The sequence below is a fragment of the Streptomyces sp. S465 genome, assembly GCF_026898115.1.
Taxonomy (GTDB): domain Bacteria; phylum Actinomycetota; class Actinomycetes; order Streptomycetales; family Streptomycetaceae; genus Streptomyces; species Streptomyces luomodiensis.
Map to the genome: position 1 here is coordinate 2796534 of NZ_CP114036.1, position 23786 is coordinate 2820319.

The 23786-nt window shown below is 71.7% G+C and carries 24 protein-coding genes; 11 read left to right on the forward strand and 13 right to left on the reverse strand.

From position 1 onward, the window contains the following. Positions 1-68: 68 nt before the first annotated feature. The gene (locus N6H00_RS12030; RefSeq protein ID WP_268971641.1) at positions 69-866 is read left to right on the forward strand and encodes a site-2 protease family protein; all 798 of its coding nucleotides are present in this window, start codon (positions 69-71) and stop codon (positions 864-866) included. Positions 867-891: 25 nt separating this feature from the next. Here the strand turns inward: N6H00_RS12030 and N6H00_RS12035 are convergent, their stop codons facing one another. The 6 genes from N6H00_RS12035 to N6H00_RS12060 form a co-directional block, all read right to left on the reverse strand. Continuing rightward, on the reverse strand, positions 892-1089 hold the full coding sequence (locus N6H00_RS12035) for a hypothetical protein (protein WP_268971642.1): 198 nt from the start codon (positions 1087-1089) through the stop codon (positions 892-894). 100 nt (positions 1090-1189) lie between these two features. Next, positions 1190-1936 (reverse strand): NADPH-dependent F420 reductase, encoded by a 747-nt coding sequence (gene npdG / locus N6H00_RS12040; RefSeq protein WP_268971643.1) that lies wholly within the window; start codon positions 1934-1936, stop codon positions 1190-1192. 71 nt (positions 1937-2007) lie between these two features. Next, complete coding sequence (locus N6H00_RS12045) at positions 2008-2871, reverse strand: carbohydrate ABC transporter permease (protein WP_268971644.1); 864 nt, start codon at positions 2869-2871, stop codon at positions 2008-2010. Next, positions 2868-3800, reverse strand: a complete 933-nt coding sequence (locus tag N6H00_RS12050) for a carbohydrate ABC transporter permease (protein ID WP_268971645.1) — start codon at positions 3798-3800, stop codon at positions 2868-2870. Before N6H00_RS12050 ends, N6H00_RS12045 begins: the two co-directional genes overlap by 4 nt. Before the next feature lie 8 nt (positions 3801-3808). After that, complete coding sequence (locus N6H00_RS12055) at positions 3809-5206, reverse strand: ABC transporter substrate-binding protein (protein ID WP_268971646.1); 1398 nt, start codon at positions 5204-5206, stop codon at positions 3809-3811. After that, positions 5203-6330 carry a sialidase family protein gene (locus tag N6H00_RS12060; protein WP_268971647.1) on the reverse strand — a complete coding sequence of 376 codons (1128 nt, stop codon included), beginning with the start codon at positions 6328-6330 and terminating at the stop codon, positions 5203-5205. Before N6H00_RS12060 ends, N6H00_RS12055 begins: the two co-directional genes overlap by 4 nt. 261 nt (positions 6331-6591) lie before the next feature. On the opposite strand from N6H00_RS12060, the gene N6H00_RS12065 reads away from it, so the two are divergent. Further along, positions 6592-7197: a hypothetical protein gene (locus N6H00_RS12065; protein ID WP_268971648.1), complete on the forward strand. Its 606-nt coding sequence runs from the start codon at positions 6592-6594 to the stop codon at positions 7195-7197. Positions 7198-7947: 750 nt separating this feature from the next. Here the strand turns inward: N6H00_RS12065 and N6H00_RS12070 are convergent. Further along, positions 7948-8154, reverse strand: a complete 207-nt coding sequence (locus N6H00_RS12070; RefSeq protein WP_268976931.1) for a hypothetical protein — start codon at positions 8152-8154, stop codon at positions 7948-7950. Positions 8155-8241: 87 nt separating this feature from the next. Here N6H00_RS12070 and map point away from each other — a divergent pair, with 87 nt between their 5' ends. The 3 genes from map to N6H00_RS12085 all read left to right on the forward strand — a co-directional run bounded on the left by map (position 8242) and on the right by N6H00_RS12085 (position 10718). After that, the gene (gene map, locus N6H00_RS12075; RefSeq protein ID WP_268971649.1) at positions 8242-9099 is read left to right on the forward strand and encodes a type I methionyl aminopeptidase; all 858 of its coding nucleotides are present in this window, start codon (positions 8242-8244) and stop codon (positions 9097-9099) included. A 166-nt stretch (positions 9100-9265) separates the two neighbouring features. Then, positions 9266-9895 (forward strand): biliverdin-producing heme oxygenase, encoded by a 630-nt coding sequence (locus tag N6H00_RS12080; protein WP_268976932.1) that lies wholly within the window; start codon positions 9266-9268, stop codon positions 9893-9895. Positions 9896-10019: 124 nt separating this feature from the next. Next, positions 10020-10718, forward strand: a complete 699-nt coding sequence (locus N6H00_RS12085; protein WP_268971650.1) for a hypothetical protein — start codon at positions 10020-10022, stop codon at positions 10716-10718. A gap of 28 nt (positions 10719-10746) precedes the next feature. On the opposite strand, the gene N6H00_RS12090 is transcribed toward N6H00_RS12085, so the two are convergent. Together N6H00_RS12090 and N6H00_RS12095 are read right to left on the reverse strand one after the other, a co-directional pair. Further along, positions 10747-11130, reverse strand: coding sequence for a hypothetical protein (locus N6H00_RS12090; RefSeq protein ID WP_268971651.1), 384 nt, complete (start codon positions 11128-11130; stop codon positions 10747-10749). A 40-nt stretch (positions 11131-11170) separates the two neighbouring features. After that, positions 11171-11533 carry a hypothetical protein gene (locus tag N6H00_RS12095; RefSeq protein ID WP_268971652.1) on the reverse strand — a complete coding sequence of 121 codons (363 nt, stop codon included), beginning with the start codon at positions 11531-11533 and terminating at the stop codon, positions 11171-11173. A gap of 366 nt (positions 11534-11899) precedes the next feature. Between N6H00_RS12095 and efeO the strand changes: the two genes are divergently transcribed. From efeO to N6H00_RS12115, 4 genes are all read left to right on the forward strand, one after another. Next, the gene (gene efeO / locus N6H00_RS12100; protein ID WP_268971653.1) at positions 11900-13033 is read left to right on the forward strand and encodes an iron uptake system protein EfeO; all 1134 of its coding nucleotides are present in this window, start codon (positions 11900-11902) and stop codon (positions 13031-13033) included. An 11-nt stretch (positions 13034-13044) separates the two neighbouring features. After that, complete coding sequence (gene efeB / locus N6H00_RS12105) at positions 13045-14304, forward strand: iron uptake transporter deferrochelatase/peroxidase subunit (protein ID WP_268971654.1); 1260 nt, start codon at positions 13045-13047, stop codon at positions 14302-14304. Positions 14305-14414: 110 nt separating this feature from the next. Continuing rightward, positions 14415-15392: an iron uptake transporter permease EfeU gene (gene efeU, locus N6H00_RS12110; RefSeq protein WP_268971655.1), complete on the forward strand. Its 978-nt coding sequence runs from the start codon at positions 14415-14417 to the stop codon at positions 15390-15392. After that, positions 15343-16248, forward strand: a complete 906-nt coding sequence (locus N6H00_RS12115; protein ID WP_268971656.1) for a hypothetical protein — start codon at positions 15343-15345, stop codon at positions 16246-16248. Before efeU ends, N6H00_RS12115 begins: the two co-directional genes overlap by 50 nt. Positions 16249-16331: 83 nt before the next feature. Here N6H00_RS12115 and N6H00_RS12120 read toward each other — a convergent pair whose 3' ends face one another. Continuing rightward, positions 16332-17069 (reverse strand): bifunctional DNA primase/polymerase, encoded by a 738-nt coding sequence (locus N6H00_RS12120; RefSeq protein WP_268971657.1) that lies wholly within the window; start codon positions 17067-17069, stop codon positions 16332-16334. 168 nt (positions 17070-17237) lie between these two features. Here N6H00_RS12120 and N6H00_RS12125 point away from each other — a divergent pair, with 168 nt between their 5' ends. Next, a complete protein-coding gene (locus N6H00_RS12125; protein WP_268971658.1) occupies positions 17238-18152 on the forward strand; it encodes a glycerophosphodiester phosphodiesterase in 915 nt (304 codons plus the stop codon). A gap of 629 nt (positions 18153-18781) precedes the next feature. Continuing rightward, complete coding sequence (locus tag N6H00_RS12130) at positions 18782-19804, forward strand: small ribosomal subunit Rsm22 family protein (RefSeq protein ID WP_268971659.1); 1023 nt, start codon at positions 18782-18784, stop codon at positions 19802-19804. 106 nt (positions 19805-19910) lie between these two features. Here N6H00_RS12130 and N6H00_RS12135 read toward each other — a convergent pair whose 3' ends face one another. From N6H00_RS12135 to N6H00_RS12145, 3 genes are all read right to left on the reverse strand, one after another. Further along, complete coding sequence (locus N6H00_RS12135; RefSeq protein WP_268971660.1) at positions 19911-21242, reverse strand: cytochrome P450; 1332 nt, start codon at positions 21240-21242, stop codon at positions 19911-19913. A 116-nt stretch (positions 21243-21358) separates the two neighbouring features. Further along, on the reverse strand, positions 21359-22417 hold the full coding sequence (locus N6H00_RS12140; protein WP_268976933.1) for a serine hydrolase domain-containing protein: 1059 nt from the start codon (positions 22415-22417) through the stop codon (positions 21359-21361). Positions 22418-22422: 5 nt separating this feature from the next. Beyond that, positions 22423-23763, reverse strand: coding sequence for a multidrug effflux MFS transporter (locus N6H00_RS12145; protein ID WP_268971661.1), 1341 nt, complete (start codon positions 23761-23763; stop codon positions 22423-22425). Between the last annotated feature and the right edge of the window lie 23 nt (positions 23764-23786).

Sequence of the window (23786 nt, forward strand, 5' to 3'; positions counted from 1 at the left end):
CGGAACTCCGTGCACGCTGTTCATCGTTCCTCTGCCAGCCATCACCAGCCGTATGGAGACCCCACCCGATGACCACCGCAGTCAGCCGCCACGACCGGCGCGTCAGTCCCGTCTTCCTCGGTCTGGTCGCGATCATGGCCGTGTCCGCGTGGGCCGTGTGGACGGAGTACTCCGCGAGCCCCGGCTTCGCCGTCTTCCTGTTCGTCGTCTCCGGCTGGGTCGTCTCCCTGTGCCTGCACGAGTACGCCCATGCGCGTACCGCGCTGCACGGCGGGGACCTGACCATCGGGGCGAAGGGCTATCTGACCCTCAACCCGGTGAAGTACACGCATGTGGCGCTGAGCATCGTGCTGCCCGTGGTCTTCGTGATCATGGGTGGCATCGGGCTGCCCGGCGGGGCGGTCTTCATCGAGCGGCACCGCATCCGGGGCCGCTGGAAGCACAGCCTGATCTCGGCCGCGGGCCCGCTGACGAACGTGCTGTTCGCGGCGGCCTTGACGGCCCCGTTCTGGCTCGGCGCCACGGACCGGGTGCCGGAGCTGTTCCGCTACGCGCTCGCCTTCCTGGCACTGCTCCAGGTCACGGCGGCGATCTTGAACTTCCTGCCAGTGCCGGGCCTGGACGGCTACGGGGTGATCGAGCCGTGGCTGTCCTACCGCATCCGGCGCCAGGTCGAGCCGTACGCGCCGTTCGGGCTGCTCGCGGTCTTCGGCATCCTGTGGATACCGGAGGTCAACCAGGTGTTCTTCGACGCGATCGACGCGGTGATGCGGGCCCTGGGCGTATCGGAGTGGGAGACCTACTGGGGTCAGGAGTTCTTCCGCTTCTGGCAGGGCGAGCCCCAGCTGCCCGGCTTCGGCTCCTAGGGTCCGGCCGGCGGGGCTTCACGGATCAGCTCGTGGCGCCCGCGCCCTCACGGTCGGCGCGGTCGGCGCGGGCCTTGCGCAGGTAGTACCAGGCCATGTTGGACGAGATACCGGCGATCAGGACCCAGACGATCCCGAGCCAGCTCCCCCGCGCGAAGGACACGACGGCCGCGGCGATGGCGAGGACGCAGACGGCCAGGGTGTAGAGGGCGAGGCGGGGCATGGGGTCGGCTCCTGTCGGGGGGTGTGTCACTCCCCCACATTGTCCCCCATGCACCGCCGGAGGGGCCGGGCGCCCCGGTGGAGCGGACGCGTGGGCGCCCTCAGATGTCCGTGACGCGCAGGCCGGCGTGGGCCTTGTAGCGGCGGTTGACCGAGATCAGGTTGGCCACCAGGGACTCCACCTGGTGGGCGTTGCGCAGCCGGCCCGCGTAGACGCCGCGCATCCCCGGGATGCGGTTCGCGAGCGCCTGGACCAGATCGGTGTCGGCGCGCGACTCCCCCAGGACCATCACATCGGTGTCGATCTGCTCGACCTCGGGGTTCTGGAGCAGCACCGCCGAGAGGTGGTGGAAGGCCGCGGTGACCCGGGAGTCCGGCAGCAGGGCGGCGGCCTGCTCGGCGGCGCTGCCCTCCTCCGGCTTCAGGGCGTACGCGCCCTTCTTGTCGAAGCCCAGCGGGTTGACGCAGTCGATGACGAGCTTGCCGCTGAGCTCCTCGCGCAGCGACTCCAGCGTCTTGGCGTGGCCGTCCCACGGGACCGCGACGATGACGACATCGCTGCGGCGCGCGCACTCGGCGTTGTCCGCGCCCTCGATGCCGAGCTCCGCGCCGCCCAGTTCGCGCGCCGCGGTCTGCGCGCGCTCGGCGGCGCGTGAGCCGATGATCACCTTATGGCCCGCCCTGGCCAGCCGGTAGGCGAGGCCGCGGCCCTGGTCACCGGTGCCGCCCAGGACGCCGACGGTCAGACCGGACACATCGGGGAGGTCCCAGGGGTCCTTGGCGGGGGCCTTCTTCGCGGGCGCGTCGGATCCGGGACGCGCGGCGTGAGGTGCGTCAGGAGTAGTCATGACAGCGATACTGTCACGCACCGCGCTCCGCTTCAGGGTGACATCTCTTACGCCGTGACGCCCACCTGCCCTTACGCCTTGACGCTCCCCTCCGTCAGCCCCGTGCGCCAGTACCGCTGGAGCACGCCCATCAGCACCATCAGCGGCAGCACGGACAGCAGCGCCCCGCCGACCGTGTACTGGTACAGCTCCGGCTGCCGGTCCGCGTACCCCTGCCAGGAGGTCAGGCCCAGCTGGATCGGATAGAGGTCGGAGTCGGAGAGCATGACCAGCGGCAGGAAGAAGTTGTTCCAGATGTGCACGAACTGGAACAGGAAGACCGTGACCAGCGCCGGGGTCATCAGCCGCAGCCCCAGGGTGGAGAAGATCCGGGCCTCCCCCGCACCGTCGATCCGCGCCGCCTCCAGGAGGGAGCCCGGGACGGCGGCGGCCGCGTAGATCCGGCAGAGGTAGACCCCGAAGGGGCTGACCACGCTGGGGATCAGCACCGCCCAGTAGGTGTTGGCCAGGCCGATCTCGCTGAAGAGCAGGTAGAGCGGGAGGGCGAGCGCCGTGCCCGGGATCAGCACGCCGGCCAGGATGACGTTGAAGATCCCCTCCCGGCCGGGGAAGCGGAACGTGGCCAGGGCGTAGCCGGCCGCGGCCGACAGCAGGGTCGCGGCGAGCGCGCCGACGCCCGCGTACATCAGGCTGTTGGCGAACCACCGGACGTAGACGCCGTCGTCGTAGCTGAGCACCCCGTGCAGATAGTCGAGCGGATGCGGGTCGTGGAACCAGAAGCCGAAGGTGCCGAAGAGGTCGCTGCTGGACTTGGTGGAGGAGACGACGAGCCAGTAGACGGGGGTGAGGAAGTAGATCGCGGCGACGGTGAGCAGCGAGACGGTGACGATCCGGTGCCGCAAGGGGGGTTGGGACAGGTCGTTCGGTTTGCTCATCCCCGCTCACCGTCCTTCCCCCGCTGTCCCACGAGCCGGAGGAACCCGAAGGACAGCACACAGGCGACGAGGGCGAGCAGCACCGCCTCGGCTGCCGCGATGTGCTGGTTGTTGCTGGTGAACGCCTCGTTGTAGGCGGCCAGATTGGGGGTGTAGCCGGAGTCGATGGAGTTGCTCAGCGGTTTGAGCACCTTCGGCTCGGCGAAGAGCTGGAGCGTGCCGATGAGGCTGAAGACGGTGGTGAGCACGAGCGCGGGCCGGATCAGGGGGAGTTTGATGTGCCGGGCCACCTGCCAGGCACTGGCCCCGTCGATCCGCGCCGCCTCGTACAGCTCCCCGGGTATCGCCTTGAGCTGGGCGATCAGCACCAGCATGTTGTAGCCGGTGAACTGCCAGGTGACGATGTTGGCGATGGACCACAGGACCGCCCCGCGGCCCAGGAAGTCCACGTCCCAGCCGGCCGAATGGGCCATCTCCACCAGCGGGCTGATCCCGGGGACGTAGAGGAAGCCCCACAGGATCGAGGCGATCACACCGGGCACGCCGTACGGCAGGAAGAAGGCGGTCCGGAAGAAGCCGACCCAGCGTGCGGAGGCGGCCTCCAGCAGCAGCGCGAGCGCGGTGGCGAAGGCGATCATCACCGGGATCTGGACGGCGCCGAAGAGCAGCACCCGTCCGAAGCCCGCCGTGAAGCGGTCGTCCTGGAGGGCGTGTGCGTAGTTGGACAGGCCCGCCCACACCTGGGTGGTCTCGCCGCCGAGGCCGAGCGGCCCGGTGCGCTCGACCTTCAGCAGGCTCTGGTAGAGGGCGTAGCCGATGGGGGCGATGAAGCACAGCAGGAAGAGCGCGAGGAAGGGCAGCAGGAACCCGGTCGCGGCTCGGGCGCTGCGCGCCTCGGTCCGGGTGAGGCGGCGGGGGCGTGCTCTCATCCGCCGCCTCACCCGGCCTCCACCTTGAGGCCCTTTTCCTTCAGATCGCCGATCGTCTCGCCCTGCACCTTCTTCAGCACGGAACGGAAGGAGGACCCGTCTCCGATGGCCGCCGTGAAGGCGTCACCGAGCCGCTGGTAGAGGGTGTCCGTGGCGGGGCCCCACTGCCAGCTGGTGTCCACGCCCTTGCTCGCCGCGTCGAAGACCTCGCTGTACTCCTGGCCGCCGAAGAAGTCCTTGTGCACATCGAGCTGGGAGGTGGTGTACCCCTGCTTGGCGCCGGGGGTGCCGTAGCCGTTCTCGATCAGGAGCTTGATCGACTCGGGGTCGGTGTTGAGCCAGATCGCGAAGGCCAGCGCGTCCTTGGGGTACCTGGACTTGGCGAAAACCGCGGTGGTGGAGCCGCCCCAGTTGGCGTAGGCGGCGTCGCCCTTCCGCCACTGCGGCATGGGCACGACCCGCCACTTCCCGGCCGTCTTGGGCGCGTTGCCGACCAGCAGGGCGTCGCCCCAGCTGGCGCCGAGCCAGGAGGCCATGGCGCCGGTCTGGACATCCTTGTACCAGGCGTTCTGCCGGTCCGGGATGGTCTTGATCAGCTTCCGCCGGACCAGGTTGTCCCAGTAGTCGGCGACCTTACGGGTGGGCTCGTCGTCGATGGAGACGGTCCAGGTGTCGCCCTCGGTGCCGAACCAGCGCGCCCCGGCCTGCCAGGCCAGTCCCGCGAAGCGGTTGCCGTTGGTCGCCGAGAAGGTCTCGATCCAGGCGCCCTTCTTACGGATCGCCTCGGCCGCCGCCTCGTACTCGTCCCAGGTCGTGGGCGGTTCCACGGCCCACCGGTCGAACAGGTCGCGGCGGATGAACAGGCCCATCGGACCGGACGCCTGCGGTACGGCGTAGACGGCCTTGCCGAACACGGACTGCTGCCACTGCCAGCCGATGAACTCGTCCTTGTGGTCGGCGATCCCGTACCTGGTCAGGTCCAGCAGGCCGTTGTCGATGAGGAAGCTGGGCACGACCGGGTACTCGATCTGGCCGAGGTCCGGCGGATTGCCCGCCTTGATGGCGGCGTGCATCTTGGCGTACTGGGCGCCGTCGACGGCCGAGACCTTCTCGACCTCGACCTGGACCTCGGGGTTCTCCCTGTTCCACAGGGCGACGGGCTTGTCGATGCCCGGCACCCAGGACCAGAAGGTCAGGGTGATCTTCTCGCCCTTCTTGCGGTCCTTGGGCTCATCGCCGCCGTCGCCGTCCGAGCCGCAGCCCGCGAGGGCGAGCCCGGCGGCCGCGGCGGCGGCCCCGCCGAGGACGGCGCGGCGGGGCGCGCCGTAGGTCCGGGTGTTCCGTCGGGCCGGGGTGTCGTTCGTGTCGGTCGGGGTGCCGCTCGTATCGGTCGGGGTCTCGCTCATACCAGCTCCTCCAGGGGGATGCGCCGGAATGTGATGGTCGAGTAGGCGCTGAAGTCGCCGGTCTCGTAGAGCAGTCCGACCGTGGCGTCATCGAGCCGGACCAGGTCGGAATAGGCGGCGGGCAGGCCGTTCACGGTGTGCGTGGGCCGCCAGGTGAGGCCGCCGTCATGGCTGGTGCGGACGGTCATCAGGGCCCGGTGGGCGGGGTCGGCGGGGCCGGAGTAGAGCAGCGCGTCCGGCTCGCCGAGGTGCAGCACACTGCCCTCGACCACGGGGGTGACCAGACCGGCCTGGGGCCGGAAGGGGAGCTCCAGGGTGGCGCCGCCGTCGAGGGAGTAGGCGTCGGCGCGGGTACCGGGCGCGGTCGCCTCGGTGCGGGTGTTGAAGTAGACGCGGCCGTCGGGGAGTTGGGCGGCGGTGGTCTCGTTGGCGTTGACGTAGCCGTCGGGGTTGTCGTCGACGTAACCGATCCGCCAGGTGGCGCCGTCGTCGTCGCTGAGCAGAGCGTGCCCGCCGTTGTACCGGCCCTCGGTGCCGTCGTCGCCGGGGACGGTCGGGGGCAGCGAGTGATTGGCCGGGACGACGATCCGGCCCGGATGCGCCCCGTACCGCAGCCGGAGGGCGTGGCCGGGGGTGGTGGCGTACCAGCGCCATGCGGGCCGCTTGGTACTCGCGGTGATCTCGCGGGCCTCGCTCCAGCTCGCGCCGTCGTCGTCGCTGTACGTCAGCCACACCCGCCGCCCGTCGGCCGCGCCGACCTCGCCGCGCCGGATGCGGTCCTCGGTGGCCGAGGCGGCGCTGCGGACGTGCACCAGCAGGACGCGGCCGTCGTGCGGGCCGCCTTCGAGGACGACGGGGGCCGGGTTGCCCGCCGTGCCGTCGCCGTTGCGGGCGACGACCTGTAAGCCGCCCCAGGTCCGTCCGCCGTCGGCCGACCGCTTGAGCACGAGGTCGATGTCCCCGTGGTCGGCGGAGGAACCCACGCGGCCCTCGGCGAAGGCCAGGACGGTACCGGCGCGGGTCAGCACGGTCGCCGGAATCCGGTAGCTCGCATAGCCCTCGGTCCCCGCCCGGAACGGAACGGACACCTCGTACGCGCGTGCCGCCCCCGTGCCGACTGCCATCAGACCTCCCGATGCCCCGTCGCAATCGAGTGCCGAGTCAGAAAAATGGGACGTAGGACGTCCCTTGTGTGCCGCGACCTTAGGGTTTGCCTCACAGAGCGTCAAGAGACGGCGCAATGAACAGTTCGAGACGGCGCCGGGCGAGCGCGCGCCGTGTCCCGGATACGGGATACGGCCTCCCATACGGGATACGCCCCGAAGGAGTGAGCCGGGGCCCAACCGGGCCCGTCGGGGCGCGGACCGGGGCAGGATGCGGATGCCATGGACGCCGTAAGGGTCGCGCTACTGCGCGAGGTCCTCGCCGGAACCGAATGGCTTCAGGCCACCCGCCGCTTCGCGGGCTCGCTGCGGGCCTCGGTCGGGCCGCGCGCGGGCGGGCTGCTGCTGGTCGGCAGCGAGGAGTACGAACCATGGCACCTGGCCGCGCACCTGGACGACGAGGCGGCCTGGTCCGGACTGCCCGAGCTGTCCCCCACCCTGGTCCGCCACCGGGTCCCGGAGGGCGGCGCCGTCCCCGCGCATCTGGCGGTCGGGCTGGGGCGGCTGGAGAGCGCGGGCCGCGGTGAGACGCTGCTGGTGGTCGCGCCGGGCGACCCCGGAGCCGGGCTGCTGGAACGGGTCAACGACGCCCGCCGGGGCGGGGCGACCGTACTCGCCCTCGACAGCGGCGACACCGAGCTGGGGGCCCTGGCCCACGACGGGCTGTCCGCCCCCGAGGGCGGCGAGCTCGACCTCGACACCATTCAGCACCTGGTCAGCGCGGCCGCCGGGGAGAACAGCCTGCCGCGACCCGGCCGCCGCCGCTTCCAGGACCGGCTGGCCCGGCTGGCCGAACACCTCACGGCACCGCCACCGACCCGCTGGTGACGGCGCGGACCGCTCCGCCACTCCCCGGGCCGCTGCCGGATCGCCCTCGCCACTCCCCGGGCCGCTGCCGGATCGCCCGGCGGCGATCCGGCTCCTCACACCCCGCTCCGCGGGCGGATGCTTCCTCGGCCTGAGTGCCGGGCTCCTCCGGGAACCCCGATGACCTACGGCGCCCGGCCCGGTCCCGGGCCGATCACCGGGCTGGCCCCAAGGCCCGGCGGCCCGGGGCCCGTCCCGTCCGGACCCGGGACCCGTCCCGTCTGAACTGGGGACCCGTCCCGTCCAGGCCGAAGGGGCGTCGCGGCCGGGGGCCGGGGCCCAGCCGCCGGGGCCCAGCCACCGTGATCCAGTCGCCGTGACCCAGCCACCGTGCCCCAGCCGTCGGGGCCCAGTCACCGTGGCCCAACCGCCGTGCCCTGGCCGCCGTGGCCCGGCCGCCGTGATCCAGCCACCGTGCCCCAGTCGCCGGGGCCCAACCGCCGTGCCCCAGCCGCCGGGGCCCAGCCACCGTGCCCCAGCCGCCGGGGCCCAGCCGCCGTGATCCAGCCGCCGTGCCCCAGCCGCCGGGGCCCAGCCACCGTGATCCAGCCGCCGTGCCCCAGCCGCCGGGGCCCAGCCACCGTGATCCAGCCGCCGTGCCCCAGCCACCGGTGCCCAACCGCCGTGATCCAGCCGCCGGGGCCCAGTCGCCGTGGCCCACCGCCGTGACCCGGCCGCCGGGGCCCACCACCGCGCCCCAGCCGCCGTGCTCTAGTCGTCCTGCCAGCGGGGGTCGTTCCGCCACTCCTCGTTCCGCTCGCGCGCCGTCTCCATCGCGTGGGCGGCCTCCTCGGGGGAGGCGTACGGTCCGAGGCGGTCGGCGGCGCGGCACTCCGGGCCCTCCTCGACCTTCTGGTGCCGGACGCAGTAGTACCACTCGCCGGGCTTGCCGGCGGTCCCTCTCCTGAACAGCGCCATCCCGGCCTCGCCCTTCCGCTCGTGCTCCCCTGCGGCCATCTCTCTCGCGGCCATGCTGCCCCATGCGCCGCCGATACACTCGCCGGTATGTCTGGCCAGTCGCTTCTAGTCCCGGGGAAGCTCTCCCCCACCCGCGCCGTTCCCGCCTCGATCCCGCGTCCTGAGTACGTCGGGAAGGACGGCCCGACCCCCTATGCCGGGCCCGAGGTCCAGGACGCCGAGACGATCGAGCGCATGCGGATCGCGGGGGGCATCGCCGCGCGGGCGATGGCGGAGGCTGCCAAGCTGATCGCGCCGGGGGTCACCACGGACGAGCTGGACCGGGTCGCCCATGAGTACATGTGCGACCACGGCGCGTACCCCTCGACGCTGGGCTACCGCGGCTTCCCCAAGTCACTGTGTTCCTCGATCAACGAGGTCATCTGCCACGGCATTCCGGACACCACCGTCCTGAGGGACGGCGACATCGTGAACCTCGACGTCACCGCCTACATCGGCGGGGTGCACGGGGACACCAACGCCACCTATCTGTGCGGCGAGGTGGACGAGGAGTCGCGGCTGCTCGTCGAGCGCACGCGGGAGTCCCTCAACCGCGCGATCAAGGCCGTCAAGCCGGGCCGCCGGATCAACATCATCGGCCGGGTCATCGAGTCGTACGCCAAGCGCTTCGACTACGGCGTGGTCCGCGACTTCACGGGGCACGGCATCAACACCTCGTTCCACTCCGGCCTGATCGTGCCGCACTACGACAGCCCACACCACACCACCGAGATCAAGCCGGGGATGACGTTCACCATCGAGCCGATGCTGACGCTCGGCACCTATGAGTACGACATGTGGGAGGACGGCTGGACCGTGGTCACCAAGGACCGCAAGCGGACTGCGCAGTTCGAGCACACGCTGGTGGTGACGGAGAGCGGGGCGGAGATCCTGACTCTGCCGTAGCGGCTGAGACCGGAAGGGCTGTCGGTGATGCCACCGACAGCCCTCTTCGCTGCCGTGTTTTACCGACAACCTGTCGGGAAGGTATTGACGTAGCGCACGGACCTCTACTTAGGTAAGGCTAACCTACTCACCCCGGCCCCGGAGGTCCACCGTGGAGTTCTCCGCCATGATCCGCACCGCCTCACGGGAAGCGCACACGAGCGTCGGGAGCTCGTCGTTCATGAGCGATCTGCTCGGGGGGCGGCTCGGTGTGTCGGCGTACCGCCGCTACTCCGAGCAGCTGTGGTTCGTCTACCGCGCCCTGGAGGCCCCGGCCGACGCGCTCGCGAAGGACCCCGTGGCGGGGCCGTTCATCCGCCCGGAGCTGGCCCGCCTGGCCGAGCTGGAGCGCGATCTGGCCCATCTCGGCGGCCCGGACTGGCGCACCGGCCTGACCGCGCTGCCCGCCACGGCGGCGTACGCGGCGCGGGTGGCGGAGTGCGCCCGCGACTGGCCGGCGGGCTATGTCGCCCACCACTACACCCGCTACCTGGGCGATCTGTCCGGCGGCCAGATCGTACGGGACACGGCGGAGAAGACCTGGGGCTTTTCGCGCAAGGGCGACGGGGTGCGGTTCTACGTCTTCGATTCGATCGGCAACCCCGCCGCGTTCAAGCGGGAGTACCGCACGCTGCTGGACGCGCTGCCGGTGGACGACCTGGAGAAGCAGCGCGTGGTGGAGGAGTGCAAGCGCGCGTACGCGCTGAACGCGGCGGTCTTCGCGGACCTGGCCGAGGAGCTCCGGCTCAGCGCCTGAGCGGCATCCACGCGGAAAAGCCGCCATCCACTTGTCCACACCGTTTGGTGGCACCGATTCCATAGCGTACCAACTGGTCCTAAAATGTGTTGCCTTGAGGCCGACGGGGGGAAGGTTGATACGCGTGGAGTCGACACCGGCGCTGATTGTGACCGCCTTGCTCTGCTGGTTGATCTACACGCTGTTCGTATGGATCCGCGGAGTCGTGCACCGACGGGGACTCCCGGAGCCGTCGGTCGCCCCGGGCCAGTTGGAGATCTATCAGGGTCAGGCATTCCGCGAGATGTGCCGACGGGCGGCGTACCAGGGGCGGCGCGTGATGATGACCGACTACTTCGCCGAACGCGGATGGAATCGGGCGGACGTCATGTACATCCTGGCCGAGCTGCTCAAGCACAAACTGATCGCCGTGGAGGGTTGGCGGTTCGGCAGCTACAGCGTGACGCACAAGGGCTGGGCCGAGTACGAGGGCAAGTTCATCTGGACAGGAGGCGAAGGGGTGCACATCTCCACTGGACCGGGCGGCTTCGTCGTGGCGAACGTCAACAGCCACCATTCGGTGGCCCACGGCGGCTACGGCAACCGGGCGAACGCACCTGACGTTCCCCACCAGCAACTGATCGACGCCCTGCGCACGGACGCGGACAGCGCAACGTCCGATGAGGCGGTAAGGGCGCGGGAGTACGCCGACGACCTGGCCGCGGCCGTCGACGCGCAGGATGCCGACAGGACGGCTCGCGTCCTCGAAAGGATCAACGCCCTCCTGTCCACCGCGACGGCTGCCTTCACCCTGGCTCGCGGACTACTGCCATCCGGCTCGTAGCGCTGAGCCCGCGGCCTCGTGTCAGACCTCAGCAGGTCGCGGCGGTGGAGATGCGAATCCCCGTGAGCGGTCCCGCGACGTCGATGGTGTACTCCGGCGGCAGACATATGGTCGAGCCGGTGGAGAACCGGATGTGGGCGGTGTCGTCGAGACGGGTGTTGGTGATGGTGATGGTGCCGGTCGGTTGTGACGGCAACGGCTGCCAGTCCGTGGTGACGTCCTGGAACTGGCCGATCTTGACGCCGTCCTTGAACAGACACACGTAGGGGTACGCACAGCTCGCCGCAGCCCTCGGCAAGCCTGAAGCGCTCGCGGGGACGGCGACCGCCGTCCCCGCGGAAACGGCCATGAGCCCGGTGGCCGTCACCGCGGCCCATACAGCTCGGCTGAGGGTCCGCCCTGATGTCCTCATCTCTTCTCCTTAATCGTTCACCAGCCGGTGCGGTCGGGGCTCAATCGCAGGTCGCGGACGAGGAGATGCGTATGCCGGTGAGAACAAGATCACCAAGCCCGACGCTGACGCCAGGGGCGGCGCAGAAAACCACTCCGTCGGCGCTGCGCACGTAGACGACGTCGTCGTGCCGTGTGTTGACGAGGTACACGTGGGTCGGCCTGGACGGAAGGGGCTGATACTCCGAGGTGACGTCCTGGAACCGTCCGATAATGACCCCGTCTACGGCCCTATGGATGCACACGTACGGGTAGACGCAGGTGTCGGCGGGGGCGGCGGAGGCCGACGACGTACCAAACGACAGCGTGGCTCCCAGCGCCGCTGCGGTACAGACGGCGCTCGCAATGGTTCGCGCGGTTCTCATGTCCCCCTCCACGTCGCCTTACGGCGATGCTCGGCAACAGTGGCTGGGACGCTAACCACTGAGCGGGGGATTCAGAAGCGTCAATCAGGACATCGCGCATCAATCGCCGAGCGGCCCTCGGAACACACCTCCTGGGCCGCTCGGCCGCAGGAGCCCTCCCAGCAACAGCCCGCGCACATAAGAGATGTGCGTCACATTTTTCCGCCCGCCTGCCGCATAAAATCGGCCAACTTGGCAAACGCTTTGCTTTCCATGGAGAACTCCTTGACTTTACACAGGACTCACACAGGCAAGGCTCAGTTAAGTTAGGCCAGCCTTATCCGGCTGCCTTGCGTCCGCCCCGTCCTGATTCCGTCTGGAGCCCGTATGCGAGCCGCTCGCACCTCCGTCGTCGTCGCCGTATCGGTCCTGACGACGATCACCGCCGTTGCCGGGTGCGCCCAGAAGTCCGACGCCAAGGGTGCGGGCGCCGTCCAGGTCACCGCGTCCGACAGCGCGTGCGAGGTCTCCAGGACCTCCTTCCCCGCCGGGCATGTGAAGCTCTCGGTGGAGAACAAGGGCTCCAAGGTCACCGAGGTCTACGTCTACGCGCCGGGCGACCGGATCGTCACCGAGCGGGAGAACATCGGCCCCGGCACCCGCGCCTCGATCAACGCCGAAATCAAGGCCGGTTCGTACGAGATCGCCTGCAAGCCCGGGATGAAGGGCCACGGCATCCGCCAGAAGGTCTCCGCCACCGGCAAGGGCAAGCTGCCCCCGCGCGATCCGAAGCTGGACAAGGCGGTGGCCGCGTACCGGACGTACGTCCAGAAGCAGGCCGACGAGACGCTGCCCAAGGTCCGGACGTTCGCCGACGCGATCAAGAAGGACGACATCGAGGCCGCCAAGAAGGCGTACGCCCCCTCCCGCGTCGGCTGGGAGCGCACCGAGCCGGTCGCCGAGTCCTTCGGCGACATCGACCCCAAGGTCGATGTGCGCGCGGACGGCCTGGAGCAGGGCCAGAAGTGGACCGGCTGGCACCGGCTGGAGAAGTCGCTGTGGCAGACGAAGAAGATCACCGCGGCCGACCACGCCCTCGCCGACCAGCTGGTCGAGGACCTGAAGGACTGGCAGAAGCGCGTCGGCACCGCCGACATCACCCCCACCGGCATGGCCAACGGCGCCAAGGAGCTGCTGGACGAGGTGCAGACCGGCAAGGTCACCGGTGAGGAGGAGCGCTACAGCCACACCGACCTGGTGGACTTCGAGGGCAACGTCGAGGGCGCCAAGACCTCGTACACGCTGCTCAAGCCGGTGGTGTCCGAAAACGACCCGGCGCTGGCCAAGGAGCTGGACAAGCAGTTCGCGGCCGTCGGGAAGCTGCTGGACGGCTACCGCGAGGGCGATGGCTTCGTGTCCTACGACACCGTCTCCACCTCCCGGCGCAAGGAGTTGTCCGACGCGGTCAACGCGCTGGCCGAACCGCTCTCGCGGCTCGCCGCCGCCGTGGTCACCAAGTGAGGGAGCCGGGCATGACGGACGACGCCGGCACGTCTCCCTCCCGCCGGGCGCTGCTCGGCTGGGGCGGCGCCGGGCTCGCGCTCGGCGCCGCGGCCGCCGGAGGCGCGGCGGCCGCGCTGAGCGGCGGTACGGACGAGACCGGGGCGGCCGCCGGCAGCGGCGCCGCGGTGCCCTTCCACGGGGCGCACCAGGCGGGGATCGCCACCCCGGTGCAGGACCGGCTGCACTTCGCCGCGTTCGACGTCACCACCGACGACCGCGCCGAGCTGATCGCGCTGCTGAAGGAGTGGACGAAGGCGGCGGCCCGGATGACCCAGGGGCACCCGGTCGGCGGCGGCGCGGTCAGCGATCTGGTGGAGGCCCCGCCGGACGACACCGGCGAGGCGCTCGGCCTCCCGGCGTCCCGGCTCACCCTCACCATCGGCTTCGGACCCACGCTGTTCCGGGACAAGAAGGGCAAGGACCGCTTCGGTATCGCCGACCGCCGTCCCGAGGCGCTGATCGACCTGCCCGCGTTCCCCGGCGACAACCTCGAGGCGGCGCGCAGCGACGGCGATCTGTGTGTGCAGGCGTGCGCGGACGATCCGCAGGTGGCCGTGCACGCCATCCGCAATCTGGCCCGGATCGGCATGGGCCGGGTGGCCATCCGCTGGTCGCAGCTGGGCTTCGGCAAGACGTCCTCGACCACGCCGGACGCGCAGACCCCGCGCAACATGCTGGGCTTCAAGGACGGCACCCGGAACATCGCGGGCACCGACACCGCCGCGCTGGACCAGCACGTGTGGGTGAGCGAGAAGGCGGGTCCGGCGTGGCTGGCGGGCGGGTCGTACCTGGTGGCGCGCCGTATCCGGATGCACATCGAGACCTGGGACCGTACCTCGCTGAAGGAGCAGGAGGACGTCTTCGGCCGGGACAAGGGCGAGGGCGCGCCGCAGGGCAAGCAGCACGAGCACGACGAGCCGGACCTGAGGGCGATGCTGCCCACCGCGCACGTCCGGCTGGCGCATCCGGACTCCAACGGCGGGGCGCGCATCCTGCGCCGCGGCTACTCCTTCACCGACGGCACCGACGGGCTGGGGCGGCTGGACGCGGGGCTGTTCTTCCTCGCCTACCAGCACGACGTACGGGACGGGTTCGTGCCCGTGCAGCGGCGCCTGGCCCGCTCCGACGCCCTCAACGAATACATCCAGCACGTGGGTTCGGCGCTCTTCGCCATCCCGCCGGGCGTCCGGGACGCGGACGACTGGTGGGGCAGGGCGCTGTTCTCCTGACGGACTCCGGACCGACTCCGGACCGACTCCGGACCGACTCCGGACCGACTCCGGACAGGCTCCGGACGGCTCCCTGACCGGAACGGATCCTCGAAAGGAAGGCGAACCTCGTGTTCGGCAACTACCTGATCGGTCTGCGCGAAGGGCTCGAAGCCAGCCTGGTCGTCTGCATCCTGGTCGCCTACCTGGTCAAGACCGGGCGCCGGGACGCGCTGCGCCCGGTGTGGCTCGGCATCGCCGCCGCGGTGATTTTGAGCATGTCCTTCGGCGCGGCGCTGGAGTTCGGCTCCCAGGAGCTGACCTTCGAGGCGCAGGAGGCGCTGGGCGGCTCGCTGTCGATCGTCTCGGTCGGTCTGGTGACCTGGATGGTCTTCTGGATGCGGCGCACCGCCCGCCATCTGCGGTCCGAGCTGCACAGCAAGCTGGACGCGGCGCTGGCGATGGGCACCGGGGCGCTGGTGGCCACCGCCTTCCTCGCGGTGGGCCGGGAGGGCCTGGAGACCGCGCTGTTCGTGTGGACGGCGGTGCGGGCGAGCAACGACGGTACGGCGGACCCGCTGATCGGTGTGGTGCTGGGCCTGGTCACCGCGGTGGCGCTGGGCTGGCTGTTCTACCGGGGCGCGCTCCGGATCAACCTGTCGAGGTTCTTCACCTGGACCGGCGCGATGCTGGTCGTGGTGGCGGCGGGGGTGCTCGCGTACGGCTTCCACGATCTCCAGGAGGCGGACTGGCTCCCCGGGCTGCACTCGACGGCGTTCGACATCAGCTCGACCATCCCGCCCGACTCCTGGTACGGCACGCTGCTCAAGGGCGTCTTCAACTTCCAGCCGGACCCGACCGAGCTTCAGCTGTGGATGTGGGCGCTCTATCTGGTCCCCACGCTCGCGCTGTTCCTGCGCCCCGGTAGGGTGTCGCCGTCCACAGCAGCCCCCAGGAACCGGGAGCCGGAGCCCCATGACACGCAGGTCGCCCCGTCGACAGTTCGCAGTTCCGACCGCAGCGGTGGTACTGACGCTGGGGATGACGCTGACGGGGTGCATGACGGTGCACGGGGAGCGGGAGAACATCCCGTCGGTGGACAAGGCTGAGGCGCCCAAGGCCCTCAAGCGGTTCCTCGACACGTACAACGAGGCGTACCGGGAGCTGGATCCGTCGCTGGCGAGCCAGGTGGAGACGGGCCCGCTGGGGGCGATCAGCACGGCCGACCTCAAGGCCCAGCACGCGGGCTCCCCCGGCGGCAACCCCACGTACTCGCCGCTGAAGCTGTCCGACGCGACGTTCCACATCCCCAAGCAGGTGGGCTGGCCGAAGTTCTTCGTCGCGGACACCGACAGCAACCGCGACGACAACCGCTGGCTGTTCGTCTTCACCCGGGACGGCGCCGACGAGCCGTGGAAGGCCGCGTATCTGTCGATCCTCAGCCAGGACGAGGTGCCGGACGTCGCGACCGACGAGGACGGCTGGGCCAAACCGGTCCCGGCGGCGGGTCCGGCCCCGAAGCTGGCGGCCCGGCCGGACGAGCTGAGCGCGGAGTACACCGACTACCTGATGACGGGCAAGGGCGCGGTCTTCGCCGACGGCCAGTCGACCTCACGGCTCCGGGACGCGCGGAAGAAGTACCTGCGCACCCCGAAGTTCTGGACGGAGTACATCGACACCCCGGCGCAGGGCGACCAGTACGCCCCGGTGGGGCTGCGCACCTCGGACGGCGGGGCGATCGTGTTCTTCGCCTCGCACCACCGGCAGAAGCAGACCATGGCCAAGGGCTACCGGCCCAACCCCGATCCGCAGATCAAGGCGCTGATGACCGGGGAGGCGAAGAAGGCGGTGACGCTGACCAGGGTCGCCGAGTCGGCGGTGCGGGTCCCGGCCAAGGACGCGGCGGATCCGCAGGTGGTCTTCCTCAACCGCCTGGAGGGTGTGACCGCCGCCAAGGGCGAATGATCCGGTTCCGGGGCGCTACCGCCCCAGCGGCGCTACCGCCCTATCGACGTCATCGCCCTGTCGGCACTATCGCCCTGTCGGCGCTATCGCCCTATCGGCCAGGCGGCCGAGTCGTGGTCCTGGTCCTCGCCCGCGAACTGGGCACACGCGTCGGTGAGCGACTCCAGCAGGGTCAGGGGGTCGGGCAGCGGCCGCTCCGGGCCGAGCAGCCAGCCCACATGGCCGTCGCCGGGCAGCCGCGCGGGCGGTACCAGCACATAGCTGCCCCGGCAGTGCCAGCGCAGCCCCGGGTGCTCGTCCATGGTCTCGGGATGGCAGTCCAGCTCACACGGCCACCACTCGTCCTCGTCGTCGGGAGTGCCCCGGGTGGCGGTGAAGAACAGCATCCGGCCCTGCTGGAGATCGCCGCTGCTGGTGGCCACCGGCCCGACCTCGACCTCGGCCGTGCCCAGCCGCTCCAGGGCCAGCCGCCCGGCGTCCGCGGGCACGTCCAGCACATCGTGGACGATGCCGGTGGCGGTGATGAAGTTGGCCTGCGGATCGGCCCGCAGCCACTGCGCGACCCGGTCCGGATCGGTGGTCGCCTGCGTCTGCCAGGCGAACGAGACGGGGTGGCGGGCGGGGGTGGGACAGCCGATGCGGTCACAGGAACAGCCGTAACCGGAGGGGTGGGCGGCCGGTGCGAGCGGGAATCCCGCCGCGGCGGCGGCCAGCAGCAGGTCCTCGCGGACGCCGCCGGCGCCCGCTCCCGTGTCCTTGTCGCCGCCCGCTTGGCTCCTCGGCCGACGCAGCCACTGGGAGAACCTGCCCTTGCGTTCCATCTACCGCCTCGCTTCACCGCCGGCCCGGCGGTACCGCCGGTACCCGATCAATGCTGCCACCATCCTGCTCCCGAAGTGGCCGGTGTCCGCATCCGGGGTACGGAAGAGCACCCCGACCGGGTGCGGATAGCAGGGCATATCGGGCGTCCCGCCCCTAGCGTTCCGTTTATGTTCAGCAGGCACGTATCGATCGCGGTCGCGGTTCTCGGCCTCTCCATACCGGCGGCCGTCGCGGCCCACCCCTCCACCCACCCCGCCGCCCGGCCGTCCGCCCGACGCCTCACACCCCCGGTCGCGGAACCGACGCGCCTCAGGCCCGCGCTCATCGTGCCCCCGGCCGGACAGCCCGCCGTCACCTACACGGCACACCGCGGCGGCGCCCTGGAAGTACCCGAGAACAGCATGTCCGGGCTGGCCGCCGCCTTCCGCCGGCACGACGCCCAGGTCCTCGACTTCGACACCCGCATGCTGCGGGACGGCACGCTCGTGGTGATGCACGACGCGACGCTGGACCGCACCACCGACCGGACCGGGCCGGTACGGGACCTGACCGCCGCCCAGTGGCGGACGGTCCGGCTGCGCCCCGCCGCCTCGCTGCGCGGCCACTGGCGGCCCGAGCGGCCGCCGACGGTCGCCGAGGCGCTGGACCGGTTCGGCGGCCGGATCACCCTGATGGTGGAGGCCAAGGACCCGGAGAGTCTGCCGCGGCTGGCCACGATGATCCGCGACCGCGGACTGGTCCACTCCGTCTACGTCAACACCAACCGCCCCGAAGTGGCCCGCGAGGCGCACCGCGCGGGACTGCTGACCCAGTTGTGGCGGTCCGCCCGGCAGCTGCGCACCGACACCCCGCGCGACTGGCGCGGCACCGTCGATCTGCTGGACGTCGACTACCGGGCGCGGGACACCGATGTACGGCGGGCCGTCGCCTCCGGCATACCCCGGGTGTGGGCGCACACCGTGGACACCCCGGCCCAGCGGGACCGAATGCTGCGGCTGGGCTGCGACGGCATCATCACGGACGCGCCGGCCCGACTGGCCGCCACACCCATACGGCCGGCACGGGCGCGGGGCGGGGACTGAGGCCCCGCAGAGCCGTGACGCGACGCAGAGCCGTGACTGGCGCTGCCGCAGGGCCATGACGACCGGCCCAAGGCGTCCGCGTACGCGTCCGCCGCCGGTGGCCCGCCCCGGCCCGCCCTGCGGGGCTCCCGCTCGTCGAGCACCACCAGGGCGTCGAGCAGGACGCGGCCTCGGCGGGCCACCAGCGGCAGACGGTCCGCTCCCCGACCCCGGCGCGGTCGACGGCCCGGCACGGGCGGCGCCCCGGCGCCGACGGCAGCCCGGCACCGGCGGCAGCCCGGCACGGGCGACGACGACCCAGCGCGGGCGACGACCCGGCGCGGGCGACAGCCCGGCACCGGCGGCAGCCCGGCACGGGCGACGACGACCCAGCGCGGGCGACGACCCGGCGCGGGCGACAGCCCGGCGCCGACGGCAGCCCGGCACGGGCGACGACGACCCAGCGCGGGCGACGACCCGGCGCGGGCGACAGCCCGGCGCAGACGACGACCCAGCAGGAGGCAGCGCCCCGGCACGGGCGACGACCCAGCACAGGCGTGCAGCCCAGCGCAAGCGGCAGCCCAGCGCGGACGGCAGCCCGGCACGAGGCAGCGGAAGGCGGCTCCCTTCCGGCCGGTAGAATCCAGCGAATGCACGCCCCCGACGCCGCCCGCACCGACGAGACGCCGCACACCGCGCTCGCCGGCCTCCTCGACGGTCTGCCGCCCCGCCAGGCGGCCCAGGCGGTCGACCGGCTGATCGGCCACTACCGGGGGCGCACCCCGACCGACGCGCCCGTGCTGCGGGACCGCTCCGATGTCGCCGCGTACGCCGCGTACCGGATGCCCGCGACCTTCGAGGCCGTGCGCGCCGCGCTCACCGCCTTCCGCGCCGGGGCGCCCGCATGGGCCCCGGCCTCGCATATCGACATCGGCGGCGGCACCGGCGCGGCCAGTTGGGCGGTGGCCGCCACCTGGCCGGGGGCCGGACACACCACCACGGTCCTGGACTGGGCCGAGCCCGCGCTGGACCTCGGCCGCGAACTGGCCCGCCAGGCGCCCTCCGCGTCGCTGCGCACCGCCCGCTGGCAGCGCCGGGCCATCGGCGACGGCCTCGTCCTGCCGGACGGGACCGACCTGGTCACCGTCAGCTATGTGCTGGGCGAGCTGACCGAGGCCGACCGGCGGGCCGTGGTGACCGAGGCGGGCCGCGCGGGCCAGGCCGTGGTGCTGATCGAACCGGGCACCCCGGACGGCTATCTGCGGATCCGCGAGGCGCGGGACCGGCTGCTGGCGGCCGGGCTGCGGATCATCGCCCCCTGTCCGCACGGCGCGGCCTGCCCGATCGAGCCCGGCGCCGACTGGTGCCACTTCGCCGCCCGGGTCCGCCGCTCCTCCCTGCACCGGCAGGTCAAGGGCGGTTCGCTGCCGTACGAGGACGAGAAGTTCAGCTACGTCGCGGCCGTACGGTTCGACGCCGCGCCCGCCGGGGCGCGGGTGGTGCGCCGTCCGCAGATCCGCAAGGGCCAGGTGCTGCTGGACCTGTGCGACCGGCCGGAGGGGCTGGGGCGCACCACGGTGACCAAGCGCCAGGGGCCGCTGTACCGGGCCGCCCGCGACGCGTCCTGGGGGGATGTCTGGCCCCCCGAGTCCGCCGCGGCCGACCCGGCGTAGGGGCTGCGCCGGGTCCGGTCCGGCGGCTCTTCGCGGGCCACGGATCTTCGGGGCCACAGATTTCGCGGGCCCGCGGCGCCTGGCAGGGCTCCCCCGGCTGCCGGGCCTAGTCGGTGACGGGTGCGGGCGTGAAGGTGACCGGCAGCGAGACCAGGCAGCGGTACCACAGGGAGTCCGCCCACTGGAGTTCCTCGGGTTCGACGGCCAGCGTCAGGTCCGGGACGCGGTCCAGCAGCACTTCGATCGCCGTCTCCGAGATGATCTTGCCCAGCTCGGGCGCGCCCGCCGGGCACCCGTAGTCGCCGCCGGTGAAGGACACATACGCGTTGTTCCCGGCGTAGCCCGCCGTGGAGTCGGGCCACAGCAGCGGGTCCGCGTTCGCGGCGGCCAGGCCGAGGACGAGGAGGTCACCGGCGCGGATGTGCTGTCCGCCGAGTGTGGTGTCCCGGGTGGCGAAGCGCCCGATGACGTTCTGGAGCGGGGAGTCGGCCCACAGCACCTCGTTCATGGCCTCGCCGATGCTCCGGCGGCCGCCCGCGAGGGTCACCGCGAACCGGTCGTCGGTGAGCATCAGCCGGACGGTGTTGCCGATCCAGTAGGACGTGGCGGGCAGACCGGTGGCCATCATCACCATCAGGTCCCCGATCAACTGCTCGTCGGTGAGGTCCGGGGCGTTGTGGATGAACCGGGAGGTGACGTCCGCGCCCGGCGACTCGCGCTTGGCCGCCACCAGTTCCTCCACCACCCCGGCGGCCCGCTCCTTGGCCGCCATGGACTCGTCGGTGGACAGCAGCGAGACGGTCAGGGCCTCCGCCATGTACTCCAGCTTCTCCTCGGGCAGGCCGAACATCTGGCCCATGGCGAGGGCGGGTACCGAGTACACGTAGTCATGCACCAGGTCCGCCTTGCCGCTGCCGGCGAACTTGTCGATCAGCCAGTCCGCGAAGCGCTCGCAGTGGTTGCGCAGTTCGAAGGGGTCGATGGCGGAGAGGGCGTCGCTGACGGCCGCCGAGCGCCGCCGGTGCTCGTCCCCCTCGGTGAGGTAGATCATGGGGCCGTGCTCCACCCAGGGCAGGAGGGACCAGTCGGACGGCACCTCGTCCCAGCGGTTCCAGCGGCGCGAGTCGCGGCCGTAGGTCTGGGTGTCGGTGACGACCTGGCGCACCTCGCGGTAGCCGAGGACCAGCCACGCGGGGATGTCGGACTCGAGCAGGACCGGGGCGACCTGTCCGTGCTCCTTCCGCATCCGCTGATAGCTCTCGGTCGGATTCCGCAGGTAGTCCGCCCCGTACAGCAGCGCGGGGCCGGCGTGGGCTGGGCCGGCGTGGGCTGGGCAGCCGGGGGGCGGCGCCACCGGGGCCGTGCCGCCGGGCGCGTCCCCCGCGCCCGGCACGTCCTGGGAATCCGGTATGTCCTGCGGGTCCTGGGGGTTCGTCACAGCGGTCTTCCTCGTAGCGGTGGATCAGCGCTGCCGCCGGGCGGATACGGCAGTGGCACAGGCTAACCAAGCGAATCGACCAGGCCAACTGCCGCGACGTTACAGGATGGTGCGGCTCAGCGCAGGGCGCGGGCCAGCGCCGTGGCCGCCGCCGCCCGGGGCGCGCTGTCGCCGGGGCGGCGGCGCGGGTGCACCGTGGTGGCGAGCAGCACCAGATAGGCCCCGCGGGCCCGGTCCACCACCAGGCTGGTCCCGGTGAAGCCGGTGTGCCCCGCGGCGCCCCGCCCCGCCAGCTCCCCCATGAACCACGGCTGGTCGACCTCGAAGCCCAGCCCCGGCGCGGTCAGCATCAGCTCGGTGGACTCCGGCGACAGCACGGGCCCGCCGCCGGCCAGCAGCGCCCGGCACAGCACCGCCAGGTCCCCGGCCGTCGAGAAGAGCCCCGCATGGCCCGCGACCCCGCCCAGCGCCCACGCGTTCTCGTCGTGCACCACCCCCCGCAGCATCCCCCGGTCCAGCTTGCCCCAGGGCCGCCGCTGGTCCTCGGTGGCCGCGATCCGGGGCAGCCAGGAGGCGGGCGGGCGAAAGCGGGTGGCGGCCATGCCCAGCGGGCCGGTGACCGTCTCCCGCACGAGCCGGTCCAGGGGGCGCCCCGCGGTCCGCTCCAGGACGCGCTGGAGCAGCAGGAAGTTGAGGTCGGAGTAGCGGCGGGCGGTGCCGGGCGGGGTGGTCGGCGGCTCGGCCGCGACCCGGGCCAGCGCCCGCTCCCGCCCGTCCTCCTCGTACAGCGGCAGCTCGGGCAGCAGCCCCGAGGTGTGGGTGAGCAGCTGCCGCACCGTGATGCCGTGCTCGGCGGCGGCCGTGCACTCGGGGGCGTACGCGGCGACCTGCCCGTCCAGCGCGATCAGCCCGCGTTCGACCGCGCGCAGCGCCACGATCGTGGTGAACAGCTTGGTGAGCGAGGCGAGGTCGAAGACGGTGTCGCGGCCGACCGGCACCCACCGCTGTCGCGGCAGCTCCACGCCCCGGCCGGCGGCCTCGTCGTACGCCGCGTAGCGCACCGCCCAGCCGAAGGCCTCCTCGGCGACCGGGCCCGATCCGGTCCCGGCGGCCAGCGCCACCCCCGCACACCAAGGGCGCTCCCCCTCGGGAAGCGCCCTGACGGTCTCCAGCAGCCGGGTCAGGCCACGGTCGTGCTCTGCTTCGTACGTCGCTGCCACGGACGGCAGAGTCCCATGAAGCAGGTCATGGCCGCGAGCGCGCAGGACAGCTGGACGACGGCCATCGGCACCGCCGTGGTCTCGCCCGCGATCCCCACCAGCGGGGAGGCCACCGCGCCCAGCAGGAAGGTGGAGGTGCCCAGCAGCGCGGAGGCGGAACCGGCGGCGTGCGGGGTGCGGTTCAGCGCCTGGGCGTTGGTGTTCGGCATGGCCAGGCCCATCGCGGACATCAGCACGAACAGGCTCCCCGCCACCGGGACCAGACCGGCCTTCCCGAAGACCCCGGAGGACAGCACGAGCAGCGCGGCCGCCGCGGCGGTGATCACCACCAGCCCCACGGTCAGCACCTTGTCCATGCTGACCCGGCCGACCAGCACCCGGCCGTTGAGCTGGCCGGTGACGACCAGACCGATCGAGTTCAGCCCGAACAGCAGGCTGAAGGTCTGCGGTGAGGCGCCGTAGATCTCCTGGACGACGAAGGACGAACCGGCGACATAGGCGAACAGCGCCGCGAAGGTGAAACCGCCCGCGAGCATGTAGCCGGTGAAGACGCGGTCGGCGAGCAGACCGCGCATGGTGCGCAGGGTCTGGCCGAGCCCGCCGGCATGGCGCCGCTGGGGCGGCAGGGTCTCCCCCAGCCAGCGCCAGACCACGAGGGTGAGCAGGGTGCCGATCACGGTGAGCACCACGAAGACCCCGCGCCAGTCGGTGAAGCGGAGGATCTGGCCGCCGATGACCGGGGCCGCGATGGGCGCCACACCCGAGATCAGCATCAGGGTGGAGAAGAAGCGGGCCATCGCGATGCCGTCGTAGAGGTCGCGGACGACGGCGCGGGCGATCACTATGCCGGCCGAACCCGCCAGGCCCTGGAGCAGCCGGAAGGCGATGAGCAGCCCGGCGCTGGGGGCGAAGGCGCAGATGGCGGTGGCGACGATGTAGATCACCATGCCGGTGAGCAGCGGGCGGCGGCGCCCCCACTTGTCGCTCATCGGGCCGACGACGAGCTGGCCGAGCGCCATGCCCATCAGACAGGCGGTGAGGGTGAGCTGGGCGGTGGCGGCCGAGCTGTGGAGCGCGTCGGTGACCTCCGGCAGGGCCGGGAGGTACATGTCCATGGACAGCGCGGGGAGTGCGGTGAGCCCGCCGAGGACCAGGGTGACGAGGAGGCTCGTACGGCGCTGCGCGGTGAGCCCGGGAGCAGGGGCGGCGGAGCGGAGGGAGGCGGTGGCGGAGTCGGGGGACGGGGTGTCGGGCCGGTCGGCCCGGGGGGAAGCGGCGGCCGGTTGGCCGGGCTGCTGCATGCGTACCTTCCATGAGTCGTTGA

What these genes read in the sequence shown, in the direction of transcription:
- N6H00_RS12030 (WP_268971641.1), top strand. Translation starts at nt 69, where the DNA reads ATGACCACCGCAGTCAGCCGCCACGACCGGCGCGTCAGTCCCGTCTTC.
- N6H00_RS12035 (WP_268971642.1), bottom strand. Translation starts at nt 1,089, where the DNA reads ATGCCCCGCCTCGCCCTCTACACCCTGGCCGTCTGCGTCCTCGCCATC.
- npdG (WP_268971643.1), bottom strand. Translation starts at nt 1,936, where the DNA reads ATGACTACTCCTGACGCACCTCACGCCGCGCGTCCCGGATCCGACGCG.
- N6H00_RS12045 (WP_268971644.1), bottom strand. Translation starts at nt 2,871, where the DNA reads ATGAGCAAACCGAACGACCTGTCCCAACCCCCCTTGCGGCACCGGATC.
- N6H00_RS12050 (WP_268971645.1), bottom strand. Translation starts at nt 3,800, where the DNA reads ATGAGAGCACGCCCCCGCCGCCTCACCCGGACCGAGGCGCGCAGCGCC.
- N6H00_RS12055 (WP_268971646.1), bottom strand. Translation starts at nt 5,206, where the DNA reads ATGAGCGAGACCCCGACCGATACGAGCGGCACCCCGACCGACACGAAC.
- N6H00_RS12060 (WP_268971647.1), bottom strand. Translation starts at nt 6,330, where the DNA reads ATGGCAGTCGGCACGGGGGCGGCACGCGCGTACGAGGTGTCCGTTCCG.
- N6H00_RS12065 (WP_268971648.1), top strand. Translation starts at nt 6,592, where the DNA reads ATGGACGCCGTAAGGGTCGCGCTACTGCGCGAGGTCCTCGCCGGAACC.
- N6H00_RS12070 (WP_268976931.1), bottom strand. Translation starts at nt 8,154, where the DNA reads ATGGCGCTGTTCAGGAGAGGGACCGCCGGCAAGCCCGGCGAGTGGTAC.
- map (WP_268971649.1), top strand. Translation starts at nt 8,242, where the DNA reads ATGTCTGGCCAGTCGCTTCTAGTCCCGGGGAAGCTCTCCCCCACCCGC.
- N6H00_RS12080 (WP_268976932.1), top strand. Translation starts at nt 9,266, where the DNA reads ATGATCCGCACCGCCTCACGGGAAGCGCACACGAGCGTCGGGAGCTCG.
- N6H00_RS12090 (WP_268971651.1), bottom strand. Translation starts at nt 11,130, where the DNA reads ATGAGGACATCAGGGCGGACCCTCAGCCGAGCTGTATGGGCCGCGGTG.
- N6H00_RS12095 (WP_268971652.1), bottom strand. Translation starts at nt 11,533, where the DNA reads ATGAGAACCGCGCGAACCATTGCGAGCGCCGTCTGTACCGCAGCGGCG.
- efeO (WP_268971653.1), top strand. Translation starts at nt 11,900, where the DNA reads ATGCGAGCCGCTCGCACCTCCGTCGTCGTCGCCGTATCGGTCCTGACG.
- efeB (WP_268971654.1), top strand. Translation starts at nt 13,045, where the DNA reads ATGACGGACGACGCCGGCACGTCTCCCTCCCGCCGGGCGCTGCTCGGC.
- N6H00_RS12115 (WP_268971656.1), top strand. Translation starts at nt 15,343, where the DNA reads ATGACGGTGCACGGGGAGCGGGAGAACATCCCGTCGGTGGACAAGGCT.
- N6H00_RS12120 (WP_268971657.1), bottom strand. Translation starts at nt 17,069, where the DNA reads ATGGAACGCAAGGGCAGGTTCTCCCAGTGGCTGCGTCGGCCGAGGAGC.
- N6H00_RS12125 (WP_268971658.1), top strand. Translation starts at nt 17,238, where the DNA reads ATGTTCAGCAGGCACGTATCGATCGCGGTCGCGGTTCTCGGCCTCTCC.
- N6H00_RS12130 (WP_268971659.1), top strand. Translation starts at nt 18,782, where the DNA reads ATGCACGCCCCCGACGCCGCCCGCACCGACGAGACGCCGCACACCGCG.
- N6H00_RS12145 (WP_268971661.1), bottom strand. Translation starts at nt 23,763, where the DNA reads ATGCAGCAGCCCGGCCAACCGGCCGCCGCTTCCCCCCGGGCCGACCGG.